Origin of the sequence: Proteus sp. FME41 (assembly GCF_014897315.1) — a bacterium.
Taxonomy (GTDB): Bacteria; Pseudomonadota; Gammaproteobacteria; order Enterobacterales; family Enterobacteriaceae; genus Proteus.
This window is the reverse complement of the sequence record NZ_JABUYL010000019.1, coordinates 17,315-42,017: the sequence shown is the minus strand read 5'-3', so window position 1 is coordinate 42,017 and position 24,703 is coordinate 17,315. Positions and strand designations below refer to the sequence as shown.

25 protein-coding genes are annotated in these 24,703 nt (G+C 38.7%); 21 read left to right on the top strand and 4 right to left on the bottom strand.

Going from position 1 to position 24,703, the window contains the following annotated elements; genetic code table 11:
• Position 1 precedes the first annotated feature (1 nt).
• From lptE to nadD, 3 genes are read left to right on the top strand one after another with little or no spacing between them, the layout of a single operon-like run.
• Positions 2–550: an LPS assembly lipoprotein LptE gene (gene lptE / locus INT04_RS15585; RefSeq protein ID WP_193017004.1), complete on the top strand. Its 549-nt coding sequence runs from the start codon at positions 2–4 to the stop codon at positions 548–550.
• Complete coding sequence (holA, locus tag INT04_RS15580; protein WP_193017003.1) at positions 547–1,587, top strand: DNA polymerase III subunit delta; 1,041 nt, start codon at positions 547–549, stop codon at positions 1,585–1,587. Before lptE ends, holA begins: the two co-directional genes overlap by 4 nt.
• On the top strand, positions 1,574–2,245 hold the full coding sequence (gene nadD, locus INT04_RS15575; RefSeq protein ID WP_193017002.1) for a nicotinate-nucleotide adenylyltransferase: 672 nt from the start codon (positions 1,574–1,576) through the stop codon (positions 2,243–2,245). The genes holA and nadD overlap by 14 nt, the downstream gene beginning before the upstream one ends.
• 10 nt (positions 2,246–2,255) lie before the next feature.
• Here nadD and INT04_RS15570 read toward each other — a convergent pair whose 3' ends face one another.
• The gene (locus INT04_RS15570; RefSeq protein WP_193017001.1) at positions 2,256–3,002 is read right to left on the bottom strand and encodes a YbgA family protein; all 747 of its coding nucleotides are present in this window, start codon (positions 3,000–3,002) and stop codon (positions 2,256–2,258) included.
• Positions 3,003–3,516: 514 nt separating this feature from the next.
• Between INT04_RS15570 and rsfS the strand changes: the two genes are divergently transcribed.
• The 10 genes from rsfS (at position 3,517) to crcB (ending at position 12,446) form a co-directional block, all read left to right on the top strand.
• The gene (gene rsfS / locus INT04_RS15565) at positions 3,517–3,843 is read left to right on the top strand and encodes a ribosome silencing factor (RefSeq protein WP_193017000.1); all 327 of its coding nucleotides are present in this window, start codon (positions 3,517–3,519) and stop codon (positions 3,841–3,843) included.
• A gap of 2 nt (positions 3,844–3,845) precedes the next feature.
• Positions 3,846–4,316, top strand: a complete 471-nt coding sequence (rlmH, locus tag INT04_RS15560; protein ID WP_193016999.1) for a 23S rRNA (pseudouridine(1915)-N(3))-methyltransferase RlmH — start codon at positions 3,846–3,848, stop codon at positions 4,314–4,316.
• Positions 4,317–4,354: 38 nt separating this feature from the next.
• On the top strand, positions 4,355–6,250 hold the full coding sequence (gene mrdA, locus INT04_RS15555; protein ID WP_193016998.1) for a peptidoglycan DD-transpeptidase MrdA: 1,896 nt from the start codon (positions 4,355–4,357) through the stop codon (positions 6,248–6,250).
• Positions 6,251–6,252: 2 nt separating this feature from the next.
• Positions 6,253–7,365, top strand: coding sequence for a peptidoglycan glycosyltransferase MrdB (mrdB, locus tag INT04_RS15550; RefSeq protein WP_193016997.1), 1,113 nt, complete (start codon positions 6,253–6,255; stop codon positions 7,363–7,365).
• A gap of 10 nt (positions 7,366–7,375) precedes the next feature.
• Positions 7,376–8,389 (top strand): endolytic peptidoglycan transglycosylase RlpA, encoded by a 1,014-nt coding sequence (gene rlpA, locus INT04_RS15545; protein ID WP_193016996.1) that lies wholly within the window; start codon positions 7,376–7,378, stop codon positions 8,387–8,389.
• A 121-nt stretch (positions 8,390–8,510) separates the two neighbouring features.
• Entirely contained in the window at positions 8,511–9,722 is a 1,212-nt protein-coding gene (dacA, locus tag INT04_RS15540; RefSeq protein ID WP_193016995.1) for a D-alanyl-D-alanine carboxypeptidase DacA, read from the top strand.
• 199 nt (positions 9,723–9,921) lie between these two features.
• A complete protein-coding gene (gene ybeD / locus INT04_RS15535; RefSeq protein ID WP_036912266.1) occupies positions 9,922–10,185 on the top strand; it encodes a DUF493 family protein YbeD in 264 nt (87 codons plus the stop codon).
• A 161-nt stretch (positions 10,186–10,346) separates the two neighbouring features.
• On the top strand, positions 10,347–10,991 hold the full coding sequence (gene lipB, locus INT04_RS15530; protein ID WP_193016994.1) for a lipoyl(octanoyl) transferase LipB: 645 nt from the start codon (positions 10,347–10,349) through the stop codon (positions 10,989–10,991).
• Between the two features lie 101 nt (positions 10,992–11,092).
• Positions 11,093–12,058: a lipoyl synthase gene (gene lipA, locus INT04_RS15525; protein ID WP_193016993.1), complete on the top strand. Its 966-nt coding sequence runs from the start codon at positions 11,093–11,095 to the stop codon at positions 12,056–12,058.
• 13 nt (positions 12,059–12,071) lie between these two features.
• Complete coding sequence (crcB, locus tag INT04_RS15520) at positions 12,072–12,446, top strand: fluoride efflux transporter CrcB (RefSeq protein WP_193016992.1); 375 nt, start codon at positions 12,072–12,074, stop codon at positions 12,444–12,446.
• Between the two features lie 60 nt (positions 12,447–12,506).
• Here the strand turns inward: crcB and cspE are convergent, their stop codons facing one another.
• Both cspE and INT04_RS15510 read right to left on the bottom strand, forming a co-directional pair.
• Positions 12,507–12,716, bottom strand: coding sequence for a transcription antiterminator/RNA stability regulator CspE (gene cspE, locus INT04_RS15515; protein WP_023581133.1), 210 nt, complete (start codon positions 12,714–12,716; stop codon positions 12,507–12,509).
• Positions 12,717–12,913: 197 nt separating this feature from the next.
• On the bottom strand, positions 12,914–13,387 hold the full coding sequence (locus tag INT04_RS15510; RefSeq protein WP_193016991.1) for a methylated-DNA--[protein]-cysteine S-methyltransferase: 474 nt from the start codon (positions 13,385–13,387) through the stop codon (positions 12,914–12,916).
• Between the two features lie 282 nt (positions 13,388–13,669).
• Between INT04_RS15510 and INT04_RS15505 the strand changes: the two genes are divergently transcribed.
• The 8 genes from INT04_RS15505 (at position 13,670) to INT04_RS15470 (ending at position 22,193) form a co-directional block, all read left to right on the top strand.
• Complete coding sequence (locus INT04_RS15505; protein WP_193016990.1) at positions 13,670–13,894, top strand: glutaredoxin family protein; 225 nt, start codon at positions 13,670–13,672, stop codon at positions 13,892–13,894.
• An 11-nt stretch (positions 13,895–13,905) separates the two neighbouring features.
• Positions 13,906–14,325: a class Ib ribonucleoside-diphosphate reductase assembly flavoprotein NrdI gene (nrdI, locus tag INT04_RS15500; protein ID WP_193016989.1), complete on the top strand. Its 420-nt coding sequence runs from the start codon at positions 13,906–13,908 to the stop codon at positions 14,323–14,325.
• Positions 14,326–14,330: 5 nt separating this feature from the next.
• Positions 14,331–16,457: a class 1b ribonucleoside-diphosphate reductase subunit alpha gene (gene nrdE, locus INT04_RS15495; protein WP_193016988.1), complete on the top strand. Its 2,127-nt coding sequence runs from the start codon at positions 14,331–14,333 to the stop codon at positions 16,455–16,457.
• A gap of 24 nt (positions 16,458–16,481) precedes the next feature.
• A complete protein-coding gene (gene nrdF, locus INT04_RS15490) occupies positions 16,482–17,450 on the top strand; it encodes a class 1b ribonucleoside-diphosphate reductase subunit beta (protein WP_193016987.1) in 969 nt (322 codons plus the stop codon).
• Between the two features lie 621 nt (positions 17,451–18,071).
• Positions 18,072–19,271: a glycine betaine/L-proline ABC transporter ATP-binding protein ProV gene (proV, locus tag INT04_RS15485; RefSeq protein ID WP_193016986.1), complete on the top strand. Its 1,200-nt coding sequence runs from the start codon at positions 18,072–18,074 to the stop codon at positions 19,269–19,271.
• Positions 19,264–20,436 carry a glycine betaine/L-proline ABC transporter permease ProW gene (gene proW, locus INT04_RS15480; protein ID WP_193016985.1) on the top strand — a complete coding sequence of 391 codons (1,173 nt, stop codon included), beginning with the start codon at positions 19,264–19,266 and terminating at the stop codon, positions 20,434–20,436. Before proV ends, proW begins: the two co-directional genes overlap by 8 nt.
• Before the next feature lie 122 nt (positions 20,437–20,558).
• Positions 20,559–21,554, top strand: a complete 996-nt coding sequence (proX, locus tag INT04_RS15475; RefSeq protein ID WP_193016984.1) for a glycine betaine/L-proline ABC transporter substrate-binding protein ProX — start codon at positions 20,559–20,561, stop codon at positions 21,552–21,554.
• A gap of 288 nt (positions 21,555–21,842) precedes the next feature.
• Complete coding sequence (locus INT04_RS15470) at positions 21,843–22,193, top strand: ribonuclease G (RefSeq protein WP_193016983.1); 351 nt, start codon at positions 21,843–21,845, stop codon at positions 22,191–22,193.
• Positions 22,194–22,282: 89 nt separating this feature from the next.
• Here INT04_RS15470 and INT04_RS15465 read toward each other — a convergent pair whose 3' ends face one another.
• Positions 22,283–24,616 (bottom strand): TonB-dependent hemoglobin/transferrin/lactoferrin family receptor, encoded by a 2,334-nt coding sequence (locus INT04_RS15465; protein WP_226894132.1) that lies wholly within the window; start codon positions 24,614–24,616, stop codon positions 22,283–22,285.
• Positions 24,617–24,703: the final 87 nt, after the last annotated feature.

The following is a 24,703-nucleotide window of genomic DNA, read 5'->3' as shown; positions in this document are numbered from 1 at the left end:
AGTGCGATATCTACTTTCGCTATTTTTGGGTTTAGCGGTGTTAATCACCGCTGGCTGTGGTTTTCACCTTCAAGGTAAAACCCAAGTTCCCGCTGAATTAAAAACACTTTACCTCAGCTCAGGCGACCCTTACGGTCCATTATCTCGTGTAATGCGCCAACAACTTAGACTCAGTGATGTTCAGCTTGTTGAAAATCCAACAGCGAATATCCCTATTCTTAAAATTGTTGGTTCGTCAGAGAGTAAAGAAACCGTTTCTGTGTATCAAGACGGTAAATCAGCAGAGCGTCAGCTAACATTTGTGCTTGATGCACAAGTGATTATGCCTGATGGTACGATTTATCCTATTTCATCACAGGTTTCACGCCCCTTCTTCGATAACCCATTAGAAGCATTAGCGAAAGATGCTGAAAATGACATTATCAAGCAAGAAATGCGTGAGCAAGCGACTGCAATATTAGTGCGTAAACTATTGATTGTTCATAACGCTGAACGCCAAAAAGCCGCACAAACCGAGCAGGCAAAACAGATAATCTCACCGGCCAAATGATCCGCTTATATCCAGAACAACTGAATGCGCAGCTCCAAGAGGGGCTGCGCCAAAGTTACCTACTCTGGGGTAATGAACCGTTATTGCTCCAAGAATCTCAAGATGCCATCCAAGCTGTTGCAAAAGCGCAAGGATTTATCGAGCATTATCAATTTACTCTTGATAATAATACGGACTGGAATGAAATTTACTCGCTTTGTCAATCGCTAAGCCTTTTTTCTCAAAGACAATCTATTTTGCTTCATCTACCTGAAAATGGCCCAAATGCAGCAATGTCTGAGAAACTCACCGAGTTATCCCAAGCGTTACATCAAGATTTATTATTAATTTTACGGGGCAATAAACTCACAAAAGCACAAGAAAACAGTGAATGGTTTAAAATATTAAGCCAACATGGAACTTATATTTCTTGCTTAACGCCTGAACTTGATAAATTACCTAATTGGGTTGCACGTCGAGCAAAACAAAAAGGATTAACACTGGATGAACAAGGTAATCAGCTACTTTGTTATTGCTATGAAGGAAATTTACTGGCTTTATCCCAAGCCATCGAACGTCTTTCTCTGCTTTACCCTGATGGTAAACTCACACTACCCAGAGTTGAAGCTGCGGTAAATGATGCTTCTCATTTTACCCCTTATCACTGGGTTGATGCTTTACTTGCGGGTAAAACACAGCGCGCATGGCATATTTTGCAACAACTCAAAAGAGAAGATAGCGAACCTGTTATTCTGCTTAGAACCTTACAGCGTGAATTAATGCAGCTTATTACGCTACACCGTGAATCTAAAACAGCATCTTTAAAATCTATTTTTGATAAACATCGAATTTGGCAAAATAGACGTCCAATATTTACGGCTGCATTACAACGTTTATCTGAGCATCAATTACTGACAGCCATACGACTACTTAGCCGAATTGAAATTACCATTAAGCAAGATTACGGACAAACAGTCTGGCCATCTCTTAGTGCATTAGGTTTATTACTCTGTGGAAAAGCATTACCAGAAGGATTTGTCAGTCATGCTCAATACTAATTACTCAACACCTTTAATTAACCAAGCCATCGCATTATACGGGGGAACATTTGATCCTATTCATTATGGACACTTACGCCCTGTAGAAGCACTGTCTGGATTAATAGGTTTAAAAGAAGTCATTTGGTTACCCAACAATATTCCGCCTCATCGTCCACAACCTGAGGCTTCTTCTCAGCAACGCCTTGACATGGTGCGTCTTGCTCTTGAGCTATACCCTTCATTTAAAGTAGATACCCGTGAACTTGAGAAGCCAACGCCTTCTTATACTATCGAAACACTAAGAGACTTCAGACACGAAATTGGCGATAAACAACCTTTAGCCTTTATTATTGGTCAAGACTCATTGCTTTCAATTAACACATGGCATCAATGGGAAAGCTTACTCGATGTCTGCCATTTATTAGTTTGTGCTCGTCCGGGCTATCAAACACATTTTGAATCAGCACAAATGCAAACATGGTTGGTAAAACACCAAACTCAGCAACAAGAAGATATTCATTGTTTACCTGCAGGTAAAATTTTTCTCGCAGATACCCCTCTTTATAATATTTCCGCAACGGATATTCGTGCTCGCCATAAAGCGAGATTAGATTGCCACGATTTCCTACCCAGTACTGTTGAAAGCTATATTCACCAACACCAACTCTATAAATAATTTATTATCCCTAGAGTTGCTCTCTTAAATAATTAAATGCGGCTGGGTAAGGTGAAAAATAGCGTTGGTTAATCAAGTAATCATCAGGATAAATTGTTAACCAATGTTGAAGTAAACAAAAAGGCTCGGAAAAAGGGACAACATCTCGACGATATTGCAAAATTGTCTGTGCCATTTCTTGTTTCTGTTGTGAATTTAAGCTTCGCTTAAAATACCCTGCCATATGCATTAATGCGTTCGTTTGCCCTTCTTTATTAGGCGCAACGCATAATGCTGCCATCAATTTTAGTTGATAAGTCTGTGCGATTTGTTCAATTCGACTTTCGTCAGAAATATTAGCGATATAACGTCCTAACTCTCGATAAGCCACTTGTGAATAAGCCATAATTAAATATTTGTATCGACTGTGAAATTTAATTAAAGCTCCTTTGGTTAAGGATTGATTGACCTGTTGTTGGTAATCGATCAGTGTAAAAAATTGAGTGAGAAAATGATCAAGTGCTTTTGGCTGTATAAGTTGTTCAAGACTTAATTGAGGAAAGACACCATTTGACGAAACAGTAAGCTTGCTCCCTTCATCACCAATATAGCCATATATTGGCAATAGCTGATTTATATCCTGATTATCTATCTGCATAATGTCTATTTTTTCAGCTTTCATAATACGACAAAATTGCGCTAATTCTTCTTGCAACAGGCTATTGCTGTTACTCATGATTTCTGAAGATAGCCCGAGATATTTTTCTTTTTTTTCCATTCTTTTTCTCTCCAATTAAAAAGTATGTACATTAAGCGGTATAATCTGAACGTAACAAAGTAAAAACACCCTAATAAGGTGTTTCATCAGCATTGACAGACGAGGTTTAGCTGTTATTCTCACCCTCTGTTTCCTTAAGGGAACTGTAAGGTAAAACTGTCGTCTAACTGAAAAGTTCTTAATCTGCCTGCTTTTTATTATTTATTATGACGCAGTTAATGGGTATATATGAATTTTTCTAAATCAAACGTCGAAATACAAGAAAATGAGGTTTATGTTCTTGTTATCGCTAATAGGAATTAATCATCAAGTAAAATAGATTTATTGGTATAAATTCCTTTAAAATAGCGTTCATACTGTAAATAATTTGAGATGCAGATAAATGGCATATGAATAAACCACTAAAAACAGGCTAAAGTCTGTGACTAGCGCGAATAAACGTAGTCAACAATGCTGCAACTTGAAGTATCATAAGTATGTTATTTTTCGATTGAATTAACTTATTAGATTAAAGGTGATCCTTTTGCAAGGTTCTGAATTACAGCAATTTATTTTTGATAAACTTGAAGATTCTAAAGCACAAGACATTGTTACAATAGATGTCCGTGGAAAATCAAGTGTAACTGATTACATGATTATCTGTACGGGTACATCAAGCAAGCATCTTATGTCAGTTGCAGATAACCTCGTTGATGATTGCCGCGAAGCGGGATTACAACCTTTAGGTGTTGAAGGACAAGGTGTTTCTGATTGGATTGTCGTTGATCTGGGTGAAGCCATGGTACACGTAATGCAAGAAGAGAGCCGCCGTATGTACGAACTTGAAAAACTCTGGAGCTGAGTTTGAAATTACAGCTCATTGCGGTTGGTACAAAAATGCCGGACTGGATACAGACCGGCTTTATGGATTATCTTAATCGATTCCCAAAAGACATGCCCTTAGAACTTATCGAGATATCGGCAGGTAAACGCGGAAAAAACGCGGATATCAAACGCATTCTCGAAAAAGAAGGCGAACAAATGTTAGCTGCCGTAGGTAAAGGTAATTGCATCGTTACACTTGATATTCCTGGCGCTCGCTGGGATACACCAAAACTGGCAGAACAACTTGAACGTTGGAAGCTTGATGGCCGAAATGTCAGCTTACTGATTGGTGGCCCCGAAGGATTAGCACCTGCTTGTAAAGCTGCGGCAGAGCAAAGTTGGTCTTTATCCCCTTTAACAATGCCACATCCTCTTGTTCGTGTCGTAGTTGCAGAAAGCCTTTATCGAGCATGGAGTATTACCACAAACCATCCTTATCATCGTGAATAATCAATAAATTGGCGGGTCAGTAAGTGAAGTCAAATGGGATGAAGAGAACAAAACGTACCCCGTTTCGAGATTATACTGCGGAATCAAAGTTATTTATCCGTCGTGTGATTGTCGCATTTTCAGTCATTATTATATTAAGTGGTGTTTTGGTTTTTAACCTTAATCACTTACAAATCGCTCGCCATGACGATTATCAAACACGGTCAAATGATAACCGAATTAAATTAGTCCCGATCGCCCCGAGTCGAGGTATTATCTACGATCGAAAAGGCATCCCTCTTGCACTTAATCGTACTATTTATCAATTAGAAGTGGTGCCTGAAAAGGTAACAAATTTACAAGAAATCTTAGAAAGCTTAAGAGATGTCGTTGATTTAACAGACGAAGATATCGCAGCATTTGAAAAAGAGCGTAAGCGTTCACGTCGATTTAGTTCTATCGCTTTAAAAACAACACTAAGCCAAGTACAAGTTGCACGTTTTGCAATCAATCAATACCGTTACCCTGGGTTAGAAATCAAGGGTTATCAACGTCGTTATTACCCTTATGGTTCAGCATTAACACATGTGATTGGTTATGTTGCTAAAATTAATGATAAAGACGTTGAACGTCTTGATAAAGAAGGCTTATCGCCTAACTATGCTGCGACACATGATATCGGTAAGTTAGGTATTGAACGTTATTATGAGTCTGTTTTACATGGTACAACGGGTTATGAAGAGGTTGAAGTTAATAGCCGAGGTCGTGTTATCCGCCAATTACACGAACAGCCACCACAAGCAGGTAAAGATATTTACTTGACCGTTGATCTCGAATTGCAAACCTATATTGAAACATTACTCACAACAAGCCGAGCCGCTGTCGTAGTAACTGATCCTCGTAATGGCGAAATTTTAGCCCTTGTTTCAAACCCAAGTTATGATCCTAACTTATTTGTGGGTGGTATTTCTAATACAGAATATCAAGGGTTACTGAATAATCCTGATAGACCCCTGATTAACCGTACCACTCAAGGTCTTTATCCCCCAGCATCAACGGTTAAACCTTTTATGTCTGTTGCCGCATTAAGTGAAGGTGTGATCACACCCAACACAACCATTCATGATCCCGGGTGGTGGCAACTTCCTGGCTCTGAGAAACGTTACCGTGACTGGAAACGCTGGGGGCATGGCAAACTTAATGTCACTAAGTCTATTGTTGAGTCTGCAGATACTTTCTTCTATCAAGTTGCTTATGATATGGGGATAGATCGCATATCCACATGGATGAGTCGCTTCGGTTATGGCGAATACACTGGTATTGATTTATCTGAAGAACGAAATGGCATTATGCCAACGCGAGAATGGAAACAACAGCGCTATAAAAAACCTTGGTATCAAGGTGATACTATCCCCGTGGGAATAGGACAAGGTTATTGGACGGCAACACCTATTCAGATGTCCAAAGCTCTAATGACATTAATTAATGATGGGCAAGTGAAAACGCCTCACCTACTTTTTGGTACTAAGCTCGGCAATGAAATGTTGCCTTATGTTGATACCGAAACACGCCAAATTGGTGATATCAACTCAGGTTATTGGGAGTTAGCAAAACATGGTATGTACGGTGTAGCCAACTTTCCTAATGGTACGGGTCGCCGAAGCTTTGCAGATGCGCCTTATAAAGTGGCGGCGAAATCTGGAACAGCACAGGTATTTAGTTATGAAACCTATAACGCAAGCCAATTAGCAGAGCATCTTCGTGACCATAAACTAATGATTGCATTTGCGCCTTATGATAAGCCTACAGTAGCTGTCGCTATTATTTTAGAAAATGGCGGTGCAGGCCCTTCTGTGGGGGATCTGACGCGACAAATACTGGACCATATTCTCCTTGGTGATAACAACACGGTATTACCTGCTTCTCCCCCATCTCCGCGTGGTTCAGAGGAATAATTATGACTGAAAATAATAAGAAAAAATCCTTCTGGACTCGGATCCATATCGACCCTTTATTCCTACTCTGCATTATTGCGTTATTAGGATATAGCGCATTTATTATGTGGAGCGCAAGCGGTCAAGATCCGGAAATGATGCAACGCAAATTAGGTCAGATTGCGATGGGGTTTATGATTATGATCGTCATGGCTCAAATCCCGCCTAGAGTCTATGAAAGCTGGGCACCCCACCTCTATTTCTTTTGCGTTGTGTTACTGATCCTTGTTGATGTCTTTGGGCAAATAAGTAAAGGAGCACAACGTTGGCTAGATTTAGGTATTGTGCGTTTTCAGCCCTCCGAAATTGCTAAAATTGCAGTTCCTTTAATGGTTGCTCGATTTATGAATCGAGATGTGTGCCCTCCTACTTTACGTAATACGGCCATTGCACTTGTCATTATTTTTGTTCCCACACTATTAGTGGCCGCTCAACCGGATTTAGGTACCTCCATTCTTGTTGCTGCCTCAGGTTTATTTGTGCTTTTCCTTGCAGGAATGAGTTGGCGTTTAATAACGGTAGCCGTGATGCTGGTTGCCGCATTTATTCCTATTCTCTGGTTTTTCCTTATGCATGATTACCAACAAGCTCGGGTCATGATGCTACTTGATCCGGAATCTGACCCGCTAGGAGCGGGATATCATATCATCCAATCTAAAATTGCCATTGGTTCTGGCGGATTACATGGAAAAGGATGGTTACAAGGCACGCAATCTCAATTAGAATTCTTACCAGAGCGCCATACAGACTTTATTTTTGCTGTATTGGCTGAAGAACTCGGATTAATTGGTGTTTTGATACTACTAGCTCTTTATATACTCTTAATTGCGCGAGGTCTTTATCTTGCAACGAAAGCACAAAATACATTTGGCAGAGTAATGATTGGCGGATTAATGCTCATTTTCTTTGTCTATGTTTTCGTCAACATTGGAATGGTGAGTGGCATTCTTCCTGTTGTCGGTGTTCCGTTACCGCTTATGAGTTATGGAGGCTCTGCCCTTATTGTTTTAATGGCAGGGTTTGGCATTGTGATGTCGATTCATACACACCGAAAACTATTATCAAAAAGTTTATAATGAGGTTTCTATGCGTCTGCAATGGGTTTTGATCGGTATCAGTGCATTGCTACTTTCAGGGTGTGTAATTGACAAACCAAATACCAATAAGCAACCCGCGCCTTTACCTAACGTGCCAGCCCAACGTGTTCTGGGGGCTGAACCACGTTATGAACCTTATCACCCAACGGCAAATCAAGATTACCGAAAAAATGGGGTGATTTATCGTATTGTCACCGATCCTGCAAACTTCAGTGAGCGAGGAGAAGCTATCGTCTACGATAGCTTAGCGATGAGCCGCTTAACGACGATTGGTGAACGCATAAACCCCTATGAATTTGCGGCTGCGCATCCCACATTACCTATTCCAAGTTATGTTAAAGTAACAAACTTAATGAATGGCCGTACAATGGTTGTACGTATTAATGATCGTGGTCCGTATGTTAAGGGTAAACAAATACAAGTCACTCCCGCGGTTGCTGATAGCCTACGTTTAATGCCCACAACACCATTACAAATCGAAGGAATTGTAGTTGATCAGAGCGGCCATATGAGTGGTATCGGTACACACGGTGCGCAAATAGAGAAGAAAGCAACGGCATTACCTGAGCGCCCTAATTTTAATGCTCAACCTGTAACGCCAGCACCATTAACAACACCAGCGCCTGTTGAACCAACAACATCAGTACCCGTTAATATGCCAGTTCAGCCACCAGCTCCAGCTCCAGCTCCAGCTCCAGCTCCAGCTCCAGCTCCAGCTCCAGCTCCAGCTCCAGCTCCAGCTCCAGCTCCAAAGCCAGTATTATCATCAAATTCCATAGCGCAAGGCTTTTATGTACAAGTAGGCGCATTGAGTAATGAAAATAACGCGCAGTTTTGGCTCAATGATTTATCCTCAGCCTTTAATACTAAAGGTGTGATTAATAAAACAGATGGATTATATAAAGTACAACTCGGCCCTTACTCATCTAAAGATCAAGCCGAAACGATAAAAGGCAAGCTAAAACAAGTTAAAGATATCACTGGGTTTATTATTACTCAATAAAGGTAATATGACGTAAAATCCTTTTTATATCAGCAAATTCAAGCGTAGAATCGTCTGGATTTGCTGATATTTTATTTATCAGTCCCTATTTTTCCCTGAATTTTCGGATTAAACAAACAGCATGAAACAGACACTCCCCGTTAAATTACTAAGAACAAGCTTATTAAGTGCCACTTTTGCTTTATTCACAGTAAGTCATCAAAGTATTGCTGATGATTCACTCAAAACGATGATACCTGCTGTTCCTAGTATCGAAGCCGAATCGTATATTCTTATTGATTATAATTCTGGGAAAGTACTGGCTGAAATGAATGCCGACGTTCGTCGTGATCCTGCGAGTCTAACCAAGATGATGACCAGTTATGTTATTGGACAATCTATTCGCGCAGGTAAGATCACGAATAATGATATCGTTCCTATTGGTGAAGAAGCGTGGGCAACAGGAAACCCTATTTTTCGTGGCTCCTCTTTGATGTTTTTAAAACCAGGCGATCAAGTTACTGTTGCACAATTAACCCGTGGTATTAATTTACAGTCAGGTAATGATGCTTGTGTTGCCATGGCCTCTTATGTCGCGGGTAGCCAAGATACTTTTGTGACCATGATGAACGACTACGTGAAACGCCTTGGCTTACAAAACACACAATTCCAAACTGTTCATGGCCTTGATGCGCCAGGCCAATACAGCTCTGCTCGTGATATGGCACTTATAGGAGCTGCATTAATTCGCGATGTACCAGATGAATATGCCATATACAAAGAGAAAGAATATACCTACAACAATATTCGCCAAACTAACCGAAATGGATTGTTATGGGATACTAGTTTAAAGGTTGATGGTATTAAAACAGGCCATACAGCATCAGCAGGTTATAACTTAGTCGCCTCAGCAACAGAAGGTGATATGCGTTTAATTTCAGCGGTAATGGGTGGGCACTCATCTAAAGGCCGTGATGCTGAAAGTAAAAAGCTGCTCACTTGGGGTTTCCGTTTTTTTGAAACCGTCAAACCATTACAAGTGGGTAAAGAATTTGCGGCAGAACCTATTTGGTATGGTGAAACTGACAAAGTACAGCTAGGCGTAGATAAAGATGTTTATTTAACGATCCCTCGTGGTCGTTTAAAAGATTTAAAAGCCAGTTATGTCCTTGATAATGTAGAGTTACATGCTCCCGTAACTAAAAACCAAGTCGTCGGCACAATTAATTTTCAGCTTGATGGTCAAATTATCGAGCAACGCCCACTTGTCGTAATGAATGAAGTAAAAGAAGGTGGCTTCTTTAGTCGCATTATCGACTACATCAAATTATTGTTCTCACACTGGTTTAGCTAAGACTTGAAAAAGGTAAATGTGACCACATATAATTTACATATAGATATTGGCATAAACACATTTACCATTCCCCTATTTACCCTAATTACCAGTATCGCATTCCTTATTACTTAAGGAATGCGCTTTTTATTTATTAAGATTAGGTGTAGAAATAGATTATTAAAACAACAGCGCCTGTTGTCTTAGGAATTACATTATGATGAAAACAAAATTAAACGAACTGTTAGAGTTTCCATGTTCTTTCACTTACAAAGTGATGGGTCATGCTAAACCAGAATTAGTGGATCAAGTCGTTGAAGTGATCCAACGCCATGCGCCTGGTGATTACACACCTTCTGTTAAACCAAGTAGCAAAGGTAATTATCACTCCGTTTCTATCACGATTAATGCAACCCATATCGATCAAGTAGAAACATTATATAAAGAGTTAGGTGAGCTTGAACTGGTTCGTATGGTTCTGTAATCTTTTCTTTTAAAAATAAATTTCTCAAAAGCGCCATTTATTTATGGCGCTTTTTCTTATCTTAAAATACCTCATTATTCTACTCCACTCGGAAAAAAAACATCTCAATCTGGTAGTTCATTTACTGGAGCGTTATACTGCTCTTCACAATTACGCTACAAATGAAGATTTTCACGGTGCAAGACAAAACAATCATTATTCGCCAATTAGGTGTGAAACCCTATTTACCGGTTTCTGATTCTATGCATCAGTTTACGGAAAAACGGGAAAGTCACACACCTGATGAGATATGGCTGGTTCAACACGAACAGGTTTTTACTCAAGGCCAAGCAGGTAAAGCAGAACATTTATTAAACACAGGAACAATCCCTGTGATCCAATCTGATCGTGGAGGTCAGGTCACTTATCATGGCCCCGGTCAACAAGTCATGTACGTTTTAGTTGATTTAAAACGTAATCATATTGGTGTTCGCCAATTAGTCACTGCACTTGAAAATACCGTTATTGATACGCTAGCGGAATTTAATGTAGAAGCGTATGCTCGGGTGGATGCACCGGGAGTCTATGTCAAAGGTGATAAAATCTGCTCATTAGGATTACGTATTCGTAAAGGTTGCTCCTTTCACGGCCTAGCGCTCAATATTGATATGGATTTATCCCCTTTTGCACGAATAAATCCTTGTGGTTATTCTGATTTAAAAATGACACAGCTAATTGATTTTGCGCCTAATGCAACAACGACCCAGGTGGCTCCGTTATTAGTTAAGCATTTTTGTACACAACTAGGATTCCAACCACAGCCATAAAAATGCTATAATTTTTTTAACATTTGTTATATTTTTTTAAAACCCTGATTACATCAGTCACATCGTGTTAATCACTCTAGATAACTGGAACTGGCACAATTATGAGTAAACCTATTCAGATGGAACGCGGAGTCAAATATCGCGATGCCGATAAAATGGCACTTATTCCTGTTAAAACAGTCGCTACAGAACGTGAACAACTGCTACGCAAACCTGATTGGATGAAAATAAAGCTGCCCGCTGATTCAAGTAAAATTCAGGGCATCAAAGCTGCAATGCGTAAAAATGGTCTTCATTCCGTATGCGAAGAAGCCTCTTGCCCTAACCTTGCTGAGTGTTTTAATCACGGAACAGCGACCTTTATGATCCTAGGTGCTATCTGTACTCGTCGTTGTCCATTTTGTGATGTCGCTCATGGTCGCCCTAATGCACCCGACCCTCAAGAGCCAGAAAAACTCGCACAAACGATCAAAGATATGGGATTACGCTATGTCGTTATCACGTCTGTGGACCGTGATGATTTACGTGATGGTGGCGCTCAGCATTTTGCTGATTGTATTGCCGCTATTCGTGTAAAAAACCCAACCATCCGAATTGAAACACTAGTACCTGATTTCCGTGGCCGTATGGATAAAGCCCTTGAAATCCTCACTGACACACCACCCGATGTTTTTAATCATAACCTAGAGAATGTACCTCGTGTATACCGTCAAGTGCGTCCTGGGGCTAATTATCAATGGTCACTAACACTATTAGAGCGCTTTAAAGAAGCTCACCCTGATATTCCAACAAAATCAGGTTTAATGGTCGGCTTAGGAGAAACCAACGAAGAAATTATTGACGTTATGCGTGATCTGCGTAAGCATGGGGTAACGATGCTGACATTAGGGCAATATTTGCAGCCAAGTCGTCACCATCTTCCTGTTCAACGTTACGTCAGTCCTGACGAGTTTGAATATATGAAAGAACAAGCATTGGCGATGGGCTTTACCCATGCTGCTTGTGGGCCATTTGTTCGCTCATCTTATCATGCCGATCTTCAAGCTCAGGGGATTGAGGTTAAATAACGATTAATCTCTCATGCTTAATATTGCAATTGCTGTATTCATAGGGGGTGGTTTAGGCAGCGTATTACGCTGGTTAATTAGCTACCGCCTAAATCCTGTTTTTTCACATTTTGCAACAGGCACCTTTGTTGCTAACTGTATTGGTGCTTTTATCATTGCCTTTGGTATCGCTTGGTTTAGCAAAGCCCCGCATATTGATCCTATTTGGAAAATTATGCTGACAACAGGTTTTTGTGGCGGACTCACAACGTTCTCAACCTTTTCTGTTGAAGTGGTTGCACTCTTAACCGAAGGGAAAATAGGATGGGCATTAGGTACTATGGGCGCTAATTTAGTAGGCTCATTTCTAATGACGGCATTTGCATTTTGGCTATTACGAGAAATGTAATATTAAAAACATAAAAACCCGTTATTAAACGGGTTTTTACTGTCTCAAAGAAGTCGTTAATTAGATAGCGACAACGTTTGCAGCAGATGGCCCTTTCGCGCCGTCAGTAACTTCAAACTCTACTTTTTGACCTTCAGCAAGGGTTTTAAAGCCTTCTGATGTAATAGCGGAAAAGTGTACAAATACATCTTTGCTGCCATCTTCTGGAGTGATAAAACCAAAACCTTTAGTTTCGTTAAACCACTTAACGTTACCTTTTAATTTAGACATCAAGTTTACCTTTAAAATAGAAAATAAACGCAAGCGTTTTGCGTTGGCTATAGTAAAACAAAAATGATGATTCCCTGTCCACAGTCTAGATCACGAAACTCACATTTTTTTTCTGTTAAATGATTAATATTCAGACAAATCCCATGACTTAACGCTGAGTTCACTTAAGAAACAAGACTTAATACTTACAATCTGAACTAGTCATCAATCTCTACCTTTTCGTACTGAAGTAGCCAACGCTTAATATCTAACCCGCCCGTGTAACCCACTAATTTTCCGTTATGACCAATTACTCGATGACAAGGGATAATTAAAGAAATCGGATTTCGTGAGTTTGCCATTCCGACCGCTCTGCAATAGTTGACCGAACCTAATGTAAGCGCCAATTTTTTATAACTCCAAATCTCGCCATGAGGGATTGTTTCTAATGTTTTCCAAACTCGACGCTGAAATTCCGTTCCTTCTGGCGCCAAAGGAACTGAAAACGTGGTTCGTTTACCCGCAAAATACTCTTTTAGCTGCTTTATACATTGATTGATTTGAGGACTTGAGTTAACCGCAACCTCTTTGTCATTCACAAAGTAGAGACTGGTTATCCCTTTTTCATTTGCTGTAATAGAGATATAAGGTTTTGGGAAGCCTTCAGGTGTATCGAGATAATCTTGGTACATAATGTGTTCTCTGCTGATTTGTCTGTAACACTAAGCTTAAATCATGGTTGATTGAGAAAGCAATCATCTAATTACTCGTATATCTAATAAAAATTGATCAATTGAGCGATCATAAAATAAAATGAGTGCGCTAACTGTTTAATTTTAATGATAATCATTATCAAAACACAAAAACACCATATATTGTATGGTTGAAAATAAATAACTCTATATATAGTATTTAAGGACTTCTCATTATGGATGTGAAAACAGACGCATCCATATTTTTATAAGGGTTATTTTATGTCTGTTATCCTCTATACCAAACCAAATTGTGTTCAATGCAGTGCCACAGAGCGTGCTCTAAAACAGAAAAACATTCCGTTCGTTGCCGTCGATCTCACCCAAGATACACACGCTTTAGCCCAGATTGTTTCTATGGGATATCGCCAAGTTCCTGTTGTTGTGAATGGTGAACAACATTGGTCAGGCTTCTGCCCTGATAAAATTAGACAGATCACGCTCTAAAGGAGCATTTTATGCAAACTGCACCGTTGATCTATTTTTCAAGTCGTTCTGAAAACTGCCATCGCTTTGTACAAAAACTCAATTTAAACGCGACTAGGATCATTGAACACGAGACATTACTCGCCACTCAGCCTTTTGTATTGCTATGCCCAACATACGGTGGAGGGGGTGCTAAAGGTGCAGTTCCTAAAGCGGTTATTCAGTTTTTAAATATTTATGAAAACCGTCAATTAATACGCGGTGTCATTGCTTCTGGAAATACTAACTTCGGTACAGCTTATGGCTTAGCTGGCAATATTATTGCCCAAAAATGCAAAATCCCTTTTTTGTATCGATTTGAGCTACTGGGTACACCAGAAGATGTTAAACGCGTAAAAACAGGTTTAAGCACGTTTTGGTCAAATCTTACTGATCACTGCGTCACGAGATAATTAACATGACACAATCAACAGAGCAACTTGATTACCATGCCCTAAATGCCATGCTAAATCTTTATGATGAGCAAGGTAATATTCAGTTTGATAAAGACAAATTAGCAACTCATCATTTTTTTCGTCAACATGTAAACCAAAACACGGTATTTTTTCATGATCTAAAAGAAAAACTTGAGTTTTTAGTACAACAACACTATTACGAAGCACAAGTGTTAGAACAATACGAATTTGCCTTTATCAAACAGCTATTCAAGCATGCCTATAGTAAAAAATTTCGCTTTCAATCTTTTTTAGGTGCCTTTAAATACTATACCAGCTACACCTTAAAAACATTTGATGGCGAGCGTTACCTTGAACGCTATGAAGATCGCGTCTGTATGGTGGCACTCACTCTTGCACAAGGGGATACCGACCTTGCCATTCATCTTGTTGATGAAATTATTAGTGGCCGTTTCCAGCCTGCAACACCGACCTTCTTAAATAGTGGCAAACAGCAACGTGGTGAATTGGTCTCATGCTTTCTATTACGTATAGAAGACAATATGGAGTCTATCGGTAGATCAGTTAATTCCGCATTACAGCTTTCTAAACGAGGGGGGGGTGTCGCGTTTCTACTCACTAATTTACGTGAAGCTGGCGCGCCCATTAAACGTATTGAGAACCAATCTTCGGGTGTAGTTCCTGTGATGAAAATGCTTGAAGATGCATTTTCCTACGCCAATCAATTAGGCGCAAGGCAAGGCGCTGGCGCTGTTTACCTTCATGCTCATCATCCTGATATTTATCATTTTCTTGATACAAAAAGAGAGAATGCAGATGAAAAAGTTAGAATTAAAACGCTCTCTTTAGGGGTTGTTATTCCCGATATTACATTTGAGTTAGCTAAACGTAATGAAGATATGTACCTTTTCTCACCTTATGATGTAGAGCGTATTTATGGCGTTTCAATGTCAGAAATTAGTATTAGTGAAAAATATACTGAAATGGTCAATAACGCTCAAATTCGTAAAAAGAAAATTAAAGCGAGAGAATTTTTCCAGACATTAGCAGAAATTCAATTTGAATCAGGCTATCCGTATATTATGTTTGAAGATGCGGTAAATCGAGCAAACCCTATTGCAGGTAGAATTAATATGAGTAATTTATGCTCTGAAATTTTACAAGTTAATAGTGCAAGTGAGTATCATCCTGATTTAAGCTATCGCCATATTGGTCATGATATTAGCTGTAATTTAGGCTCAATGAATATCGCTATGGCGATGGACTCCCCTAACTTCGCTCATACCGTCAGTACTGCCATTAGGGCCTTAAGTCATGTCTCTGAAATGACAAAAATTGAGTCTGTACCGTCTATTGAAAAAGGTAATCTGGCTTCTCATGCGATTGGCTTAGGCCAAATGAATTTACATGGTTATTTAGCCCGTGAAGGTATTTATTATGGCTCTGAGGAGGCATTAGATTTTACCAATATCTATTTCTATACCGTCACTTACTATGCGTTATTAGCGTCAAATCAATTAGCGATTGAGAAAAAACAGCACTTTAAAGGCTTTGAAAATTCAAAATACGCGACAGGTGAATATTTTAATAAATATATCTCTCAACAATGGTTACCCAAAACACAAAAAGTCCACCAGCTATTTAGCCAATCGACTATCCATATCCCCACACAAGAAGATTGGCAAACACTTAAACATTCAATTATGACGCATGGGATTTATAACCAGAATTTGCAGGCTATACCGCCAACAGGGTCAATTTCCTATATCAATCACTCGACTTCCAGTATTCACCCTATTGCAGCTCCCATAGAAATCAGAAAAGAGGGTAAGATTGGCCGCGTTTATTACCCAGCCCCTTTTATGACTAATGAAAATCGTCAGTATTATCAAGATGCTTATGAAATTGGTGCTGAGAAAATTATCGATACCTACGCGGAGGCTTCACAACATATCGACCAAGGTTTGTCACTGACATTGTTCTTTTCTGATGAAGCCACAACAAGGGATATTAATAAAGCGCAGATTTACGCTTGGCGTAAAGGAATTAAAACCTTGTATTACATTCGTATTCGACAATCCGCATTGGCTGGCACTGAAATAAAGGGCTGTGTTTCATGTGCACTTTAATAATAACAATAAGGAGAACATAGCATGTCATCACCTTTATTAAGTCACGTTAATGCAATTAACTGGAATCGTATTGAAGATGAAAAAGATTTAGAGGTTTGGAATCGTTTAACCATGAATTTTTGGTTGCCTGAAAAAATTCCATTATCTAATGATATTCCTTCATGGAACACGCTAACTCAAGCTGAAAAACAGCTTACGATTCGTGTTTTTACCGGATTAACATTACTCGATACTATTCAAAATACTGTAGGCGCGCCCACGCTAATGCCAGATGCGCTGACACCTCATGAAGAAGCGGTGTTATCTAATATCTGTTTTATGGAAGCTGTTCATGCTCGCTCTTATAGTTCGATTTTTTCCACCCTTTGTTTAACCACAGATGTTGATGAAGCATACCGTTGGAGTGAAGAAAATCCTTATCTACAAAAGAAAGCTGACATCATTCTGCGTTATTACCAAGATGAAGATCCGCTAAAGAAAAAAATTGCCAGTGTCTTTTTAGAATCGTTTTTATTTTACTCCGGATTCTATTTACCTATGTATTGGTCAAGCCGAGGAAAATTAACCAATACAGCCGATTTAATTCGACTTATTATTCGTGATGAAGCTGTACATGGTTATTATATTGGCTATAAATTTCAACACCAGCAATTAAATAAATCTGAATTAGAAAAGCAAGATATTAAAGATTTTGCTTACTCGTTATTACTAGATTTATATGATAATGAAGTTAAATATACTGAAGATCTTTATGACACCGTTGGCTGGACAGAGGACGTAAAAAAGTTTCTTCATTATAATGCGAATAAAGCCTTAATGAATTTAGGCTACGAGGCTTTATTTCCTGATGAAATAACAGATGTCAGTGCTGCTATTCTCTCTTCATTATCACCTGACGCCAATGAAAATCATGATTTCTTTTCGGGCTCAGGTTCATCATATGTTATTGGAAAAACCATTAATACCGAAGATGATGATTGGGATTTTTAATACTGATGAGGACGATTGAATGTCATACAGTTAACACAATACATTCAATTTAGTTATGTATCACATAAAAACCATAATACACTGAAAAATAAAGTTTATTTTTTAGTGTATTTTTATTTGCTTATTAAATAAGCTAAATGACTAATTTTTACCGTACTATCACTTTAAATTACCAACTTTTTACGAATCATTTAAGTCTATTTTTCTTATTGCTATCTTATCCAAAGACATAAAGCATAAAAAAACCTTACCTATATCGCTTTTTTTTCATTTAATTTATCTCTCTTTTTTTTATTATTCTACTATTTAATATTTATTTTCATTGAGATACTAATCAAAATAAAAATACCTCTAAAAATAAAGTTATTTCAGTTAGTTAGATAAGATAATATCTTTTAATAAAAAACATTTATTTCACTTTATTCAATTATTAATCATTAAAAAAACGATGAAAAATCAGGATAATTATTTAGTTAATTATAATTAACATAGGGTTGTCAGGCTCAATCATTGTGGTAGGGTATTTCCCTTACTAAAAATCTTATTTAGGAAAATAACAATACTGATTAATTAATATTTCATTTATTCCTTTCATTATTTAAATAGGAAATTCAATATTGCATGGCAATTAAACTCGAAGTAAAAAATCTCTATAAAGTATTTGGCGAGCATCCAAAACGTGCCTTTGAATTATTAGAATCTGGTATGGATAAAGATCAGATTTTTGATAAAACAGGTTTAACGGTTGGTGTCCAAAATGCAAATCTGGCAATTGAAGAAGGCGAAATATTTGTCATCATGGGATTATCTGGTTCAGGTAAATCCACCTTAGTCCGCCTTCTCAATCGTCTGATCTCTCCCACAAAGGGTGAGGTGCTTATTGATGGTGAAAATATTGCCACTATATCTGATAAAGCGTTACGCCAAGTACGACGTAAAAAAATCAGTATGGTGTTTCAATCATTCGCCTTAATGCCTCATATGAATGTACTTGATAACACCGCTTTCGGAATGGATCTCGCGGGATTAAGCAAAGACGAGCGTTATCAAAAAGCAATGGATGCGTTAGAACAAGTCAATCTGGGCAGTTATGCAAACTCTTGGCCTGATGAGCTATCAGGCGGGATGCGACAACGTATTGGCCTTGCCCGAGCCCTCGCCAACGATCCCGATATCTTGTTAATGGATGAGGCTTTCTCCGCACTTGATCCGTTAATTCGGACTGAAATGCAAGATGAGCTATTAAGCTTACAAGGGGATAAACAACGTACCATTGTCTTTATTTCTCATGATCTTGATGAAGCAATGCGCATTGGTGACCGAATTGCCATTATGCAAGGTGGAGTTGTAGTGCAAATCGGCACACCTGATGAAATATTGAATAAACCCGCTAATGATTATGTACGTACTTTCTTCCGTGGCGTAGATATTAGCCACGTATTTAGCGCAAAAGATATTGCCAAACGTCGCCCTGAAACCTTACTTCATGTAGCCCCTGGTTTTGGTCCTCGCTCAGCACTAAAAGTGCTTGAAGATGAAGATAGAAACTTTGGTTATCTTATTGAGCGTGGCAGAAAGTTTATCGGTATTGTTTCTGTCAATTCACTTGAAGAAGCACTTAAAAATAAGCAGCCCATTGAATCGGCTATTTTGCCCGAGCCTTGCGCTATTAATGGTGATACCCCCTTAAATGAACTGATTTCAACTGTTGCACAATCTCCCTGTGCTATCCCTGTTATTGATGAAAAAAACCGTTACATTGGCTTAATTTCTAAGGGAATGTTACTACAAGCACTGGATAAGGAGACGCCAAATGAGTAATACAGATAACCAAGATAATACTGCACAAACATCATCACAAAATACAGCGAATAGTGTGGACACCGATCCTTGGGCAACAACCGACACCCATACAACAGAAAGTGATCCTTGGAGTAGCGCTGACAACTCATCGGTAGATGCTGATCCTTGGGGAACTGACAGTGGAGCTGGAAATATCGATACCTCATCAGCAGGTAGCGATTGGTTAGATGCCGCGCCTAGCGATATTCAACCTGAACACTTTAATATTATGGACCCATTTCATAATACGCCAATCCCATTAGATTCTTGGGTGACCGAGGCAATTGACTGGATTGTGTTACATCTTCGCCCCATTTTCCAAGGTATTCGTGTTCCTGTTGATTTCGTATTAAGTGGCTTTGAAAATTTCTTAACCTCAATGCCAGCACCAGTCGCAATTATTCTATTTTCACTGATTGCATGGCAGCTTTCAGGCAAAGTAATGGGGATCACCTCTTTTATCTCATTGATATTAATTGGTGCCATTGGCGCTTGGTCTGAAGCAATGGTGACTCTTGCCTTAGTGCTAACCTCTTTATTGTTCTGTCTGATTATCGGACTCCCCTTAGGAATATGGCTTGCCAATAGTGATAGGGCATCAAAAATCGTCAGGCCTTTATTAGATGCGATGCAAACAACACCTGCGTTTGTTTACTTAGTTCCTATCGTTATGTTGTTTGGGATTGGTAATGTGCCTGGTGTTGTCGTGACCATTATTTTTGCCTTACCGCCTATTGTGAGATTAACCATTTTAGGGATCAAACAAGTTCCTGAAGATTTAATTGAAGCAGCACAATCATTTGGTGCAAATCCTCGCCAAATGCTATTTAAAGTGCAATTGCCTCTGGCAATGCCAACGATTATGGCCGGTGTAAACCAAACACTGATGTTAGCGCTTTCAATGGTTGTTATTGCGTCAATGATAGCTGTTGGTGGATTAGGTCAAATGGTATTACGTGGTATTGGTCGTCTTGATATGGGATTAGCCGCCGTAGGGGGGGCTGGTATTGTTATCCTCGCGATTATTCTTGACCGATTAACACAATCTTTAGGTCAAAATAACCGTCATAAAGGTAACCGATGCTGGTATATGACAGGCCCTATTGGCTTAATTTGCCGACTGTTTGGTAAAAAAGCATCGTAATAAATATTTTCACTATTAATTAAAAAATCTATAAAAAACATCACGTTCAATCAATATAAGAAATAGAAGCGGCAGTTCGCTGTCGCTATTTATCTCTTACCATCACAACAGAAGGAAAAACTATGCGTAATCCAGTTATTTGGGCAACCGTATTGTCCGCCACACTGATAAGCACCCAGTTATCCGCTGCTGATTTACCTGGAAAAGGGATTTCGGTTCAACCTGTGCAAAGTACGATTTCTGAAGAAACTTTTCAAACCTTAATCGTCAATAAAGCACTAGAACAATTAGGTTACACCGTTCAGCCGATTAAAGAAGTCGATTACAATGTCGCTTATTCCTCTATCGCCAACGGTGATGCCACCTTTATGGCCGTAAGTTGGGTTCCGCTTCATAACTCACAATATGAAGCCGCAGGCGGCGATAACACCTTTTATCGCAAAGGCGATTATGTCGTTAACGCAGCTCAAGGCTACTTAATTGACAAGAAAACGGCTGAAAAATATAACATCACCAATATTGAGCAATTCAAAGATCCTAAAATTGCCAAACTCTTTGATGCCAATGGTGACGGTAAAGCCGATTTAACGGGTTGTAACCCAGGTTGGGGTTGTGAAGAAGCGATCAACAATCACTTAAAAGCCTATGATTTAGAAAAATCGGTTACACATAATCAGGGTAACTATGCGGCTATGATGGCTGATACCATTACTCGCTATAAAGAAGGTAAACCTATCTTCTATTACACATGGACGCCATATTGGATAAGTGATGTATTAAAACCAGGTAAAGATGTTGTTTGGTTACAAGTGCCCTTCTCTTCATTACCCGGTGATGATAAAACAGATACCACATTAGCAAATGGTAAAAACTATGGTTTCCCACCAAGTACCATGCATATCGCAGCAAATAAAAAGTGGGCTGAAGCCAATCCAGCAGCAGCAAAACTCTTTGAAGTCATGAAAGTGTCTGTTGCCGATATCAATGCGCAGAACTTACGTATGCATAATGGTCAAAAATCACAGGCTGATATTGAACGTCATGCAAATGCGTGGATTAAAGCGCATCAGAAAACATTTGATGGCTGGATTGAACAAGCTCAAAGTGCCGCGCAATAACATCATAAAATAACAAATATTCTAAAATAGAGATTATTATTAAACAGGCTACAATATTGTGGCCTGTTTTTATTTATAAAATAACTAGAATGATACGTAATTAAACAAAATACGTTTATACAATAAAAAACCTTAATCCTACTCTATTATTAAGATTATTCTTCTTATTAATCACTTAAATAACCCTTCCTTTCATTCATTGAATTATTCAATTATGATTATTTTCTTCTCCAGTTGCCATTTTGGCATTCTCATTTTTATATTGAAGATTTAGATAAGGAATAAATTGTGTCTTACACTAACAAACCTGTACCTGAAGAAATTAAACGTTGGAACTGGGGTGCTTTCATGTTTAATATTATTTGGGGTTTTGGTAATAAATCCTATCTTCCGTTATTAGCTCTCGTTCCTTTACTTAACCTTATCTGGATTTTTGTTTGTGGTATTAAAGGAAATGAGTGGGCTTGGAAAAGTGGTGATTACGATTCAGTTGAAACCTTTATGAAAGTACAAGAAACATGGAATAGGGCTGGCTTTGTTTATTTTATTATCAGTATCGTTATGGCTATTCTTTTCTTTATTTTCTTCTTTACTACCATGATGGCAATGATTGCAACTTCTGCATCATACGGTTATTAATTCAATACCTTGAATATTGAACGCTTAATGACAATAAACCCCATATCTATGGGGTTTATTGTTTAATCATATGGTGACTTTCGTTAATATCAGAAACGTTTTACTACAGTAAATCGATAATCACGCCCAACACCAGAAACAGACTCCCCTAAATAAGGGTAGTAATCACGGTTAAATAAATTCGCTATCGTAAAGCGGACTTCAGTATTATCAATAAAAGCAGGTTCCCAATTGGCAAATAGACCATGAATGGCATAACCTTTGCTTTTTGGTAATGACCAATAACTTGCATCAGGATCACCATCCATAGGGGAACGACGTTGAGCACCAATAAAGTCCCCCGTCCAACCCATATTGACATCAATACGCGGTACTTTTACCCCAATCGTAGCATGTAAAGCATCAGGTTGAATTTCAGCAATCCATGTTTTCTGACCAAACCACGGGTCCCGTGGCGATTGATCGCGTTTTCCTTTCATTGTCGAATACGCTAAGCGACCAAAGACATTAGGGCTATTATAAAAAGCTTCTATTTCAAGGCCTTGAATATGGTAACCGGGTAAATTACGGTAGTTACCGATTGAAGGTGGGCAATTTCCATTATGACCATCTACTTTTTGGCTTTCACAATAGACGCCGCGGCGGCGAAAAATTTCGTCTTTACCACGAGTATCAAACAGTGTTGTTCTTAGTTGCAATTGGTCTTCTTGTTGAATAACACGTTCAAAGTCTGCAATTGCGCCAATTCGTGCTGCTCTTACCGTTTCTTTATCTAGGTGGCGGCTCGTACCTGTTAAGCTAGAAATACTTCCTTGTACTTCATATTGCTCATCAATCAATGGTGCTCGCCATGTATAGGTTAAATCACCAAAGAATCTAAAATTCTGATTCATTTTCCATAATAAGCCTAAATGAGGTGTTGCCCCACTGTAGGTTACATCAGCGTAGTCATGACCAAAATACGGGTTAGGATCTTGATAGGTAATCGCTCGGCTTCCTTTACCTTGGTTTTTAACCATATCGTAGCGAACACCCGGTGTTATCGTCAGATTGTGATAACTTATCGAATCTTGAAGATAGACGCTAGTAGTCGTTTGTGTTCCTTCTGGCATATAAGGTGGTGCATAATAGCCATAGTTATAATTTGGATTTTTCGCTTTATCTCGTGTAAACATTAAAACATCACGATCATTGCGATGCCAACGTGTTCCTACTAATACCTTATGCTCTATAGCACCTTGCATAAGAGTACTTTCATTCTTAATTTCAATTTGATGATTACGATAATCAACCCAACTTTGATTTCCCATGCTGCCACTAAAATAGGAACTAGCTGTCTCTGGACGACTATCGTTTTGTTTGGTTTTCGAATAACCGTAAGTCAGTGTTAAATTAATTAAATCAGAATCTACTGGCTGAATATTCCATTTCACACTAAACGTGTCATCTTTTTGGTCGCGATAAACTAATTTACGTTTCATTGCAGCATCAAAACCATATTTATCGACTTCAGCTTGGCTGGGTTTGGCTAATTCATCGCGTTTAGCTGCCCAAGGTGTCCAACCATCACTTTCAGATCGTGATGCTGATAACGTTAATGTTTGTGCTTCAGTTAAATAGATATTGGTCTTAATTAAAAAGGAGTCTTGATCAGATTGTGAATAGCCAAATTTAGTACCATCTGGACGCCGTAAATCATCACTTTCTCGACGATTGAAATAAAATAGCCCATCTGCTTGACCATCAAGTAATTTGCCATAGACAGCTCCACTATAACGGTTTTGTCTATCATTTGTATGATGTCCGTATTTTAAAAACATCCCAATATTCTGATCAGGTAATAATAAGTCATCCGGATCTTTAGTTTCGATTCTCACTGAACCACCAAATCCGCCATTACCTTGAGTAATATTATGAGGGCCTTTATCAACATCAAGACGGCGTATTAATTCAGGATCAATAAAGATTGAACCTTGACGATATTTCTCAAATGTTTTTGGAGTACCATCAAGTGTAATTTTAATATCTTCAGGATTTCCCATTCCCCAGATATTTAACGTTTGTCCACCCGGTCTTGGTGAACCTGATGATGAAATTCCAGGTAATTTATCCACCAGCTCAGCGATGTTATTAGGCTGAATTCTATCGATATCTTTTAATGTCAGAACGGTGCTTCCCGCTTCAACACTCGAATTAAGTTCCCCCATCACATAAATGGGTTCAATAATAATATTCTCACGCTGTTTTGGTTGCGCAGTGATATCTGATTTAGTCGGTATCGTTATTTCCGATTTTACACTTTCCGTCGCATAGCTATTTAACGAAGTGAATGAAGTCAATAATAATGCAATCGCTGATGATGAAAATGAAAACACCCCAAATCCCTGACGATAAACATCATTTTTTGCTAAGAAATGGATCATAATAATAGTATCTTTTATATGGTTATTAGTTTGATGAATGACTAAAGCTATAGTTAACAGCGGTAATTATGATAATGATAATAATTA

Bases quoted from the DNA above. Each gene is read 5' to 3' on its own strand.
- holA (WP_193017003.1), top strand. From the start codon at position 547: ATGATCCGCTTATATCCAGAACAACTGAATGCGCAGCTCCAAGAGGGG.
- nadD (WP_193017002.1), top strand. From the start codon at position 1,574: ATGCTCAATACTAATTACTCAACACCTTTAATTAACCAAGCCATCGCA.
- INT04_RS15570 (WP_193017001.1), bottom strand. From the start codon at position 3,002: ATGGAAAAAAAAGAAAAATATCTCGGGCTATCTTCAGAAATCATGAGT.
- mrdA (WP_193016998.1), top strand. From the start codon at position 4,355: ATGAAGAGAACAAAACGTACCCCGTTTCGAGATTATACTGCGGAATCA.
- mrdB (WP_193016997.1), top strand. From the start codon at position 6,253: ATGACTGAAAATAATAAGAAAAAATCCTTCTGGACTCGGATCCATATC.
- rlpA (WP_193016996.1), top strand. From the start codon at position 7,376: ATGCGTCTGCAATGGGTTTTGATCGGTATCAGTGCATTGCTACTTTCA.
- dacA (WP_193016995.1), top strand. From the start codon at position 8,511: ATGAAACAGACACTCCCCGTTAAATTACTAAGAACAAGCTTATTAAGT.
- ybeD (WP_036912266.1), top strand. From the start codon at position 9,922: ATGAAAACAAAATTAAACGAACTGTTAGAGTTTCCATGTTCTTTCACT.
- lipB (WP_193016994.1), top strand. From the start codon at position 10,347: ATGAAGATTTTCACGGTGCAAGACAAAACAATCATTATTCGCCAATTA.
- lipA (WP_193016993.1), top strand. From the start codon at position 11,093: ATGAGTAAACCTATTCAGATGGAACGCGGAGTCAAATATCGCGATGCC.
- crcB (WP_193016992.1), top strand. From the start codon at position 12,072: ATGCTTAATATTGCAATTGCTGTATTCATAGGGGGTGGTTTAGGCAGC.
- cspE (WP_023581133.1), bottom strand. From the start codon at position 12,716: ATGTCTAAATTAAAAGGTAACGTTAAGTGGTTTAACGAAACTAAAGGT.
- INT04_RS15510 (WP_193016991.1), bottom strand. From the start codon at position 13,387: ATGTACCAAGATTATCTCGATACACCTGAAGGCTTCCCAAAACCTTAT.
- INT04_RS15505 (WP_193016990.1), top strand. From the start codon at position 13,670: ATGTCTGTTATCCTCTATACCAAACCAAATTGTGTTCAATGCAGTGCC.
- nrdI (WP_193016989.1), top strand. From the start codon at position 13,906: ATGCAAACTGCACCGTTGATCTATTTTTCAAGTCGTTCTGAAAACTGC.
- nrdE (WP_193016988.1), top strand. From the start codon at position 14,331: ATGACACAATCAACAGAGCAACTTGATTACCATGCCCTAAATGCCATG.
- nrdF (WP_193016987.1), top strand. From the start codon at position 16,482: ATGTCATCACCTTTATTAAGTCACGTTAATGCAATTAACTGGAATCGT.
- proV (WP_193016986.1), top strand. From the start codon at position 18,072: ATGGCAATTAAACTCGAAGTAAAAAATCTCTATAAAGTATTTGGCGAG.
- proW (WP_193016985.1), top strand. From the start codon at position 19,264: ATGAGTAATACAGATAACCAAGATAATACTGCACAAACATCATCACAA.
- proX (WP_193016984.1), top strand. From the start codon at position 20,559: ATGCGTAATCCAGTTATTTGGGCAACCGTATTGTCCGCCACACTGATA.
- INT04_RS15465 (WP_226894132.1), bottom strand. From the start codon at position 24,616: ATGATCCATTTCTTAGCAAAAAATGATGTTTATCGTCAGGGATTTGGG.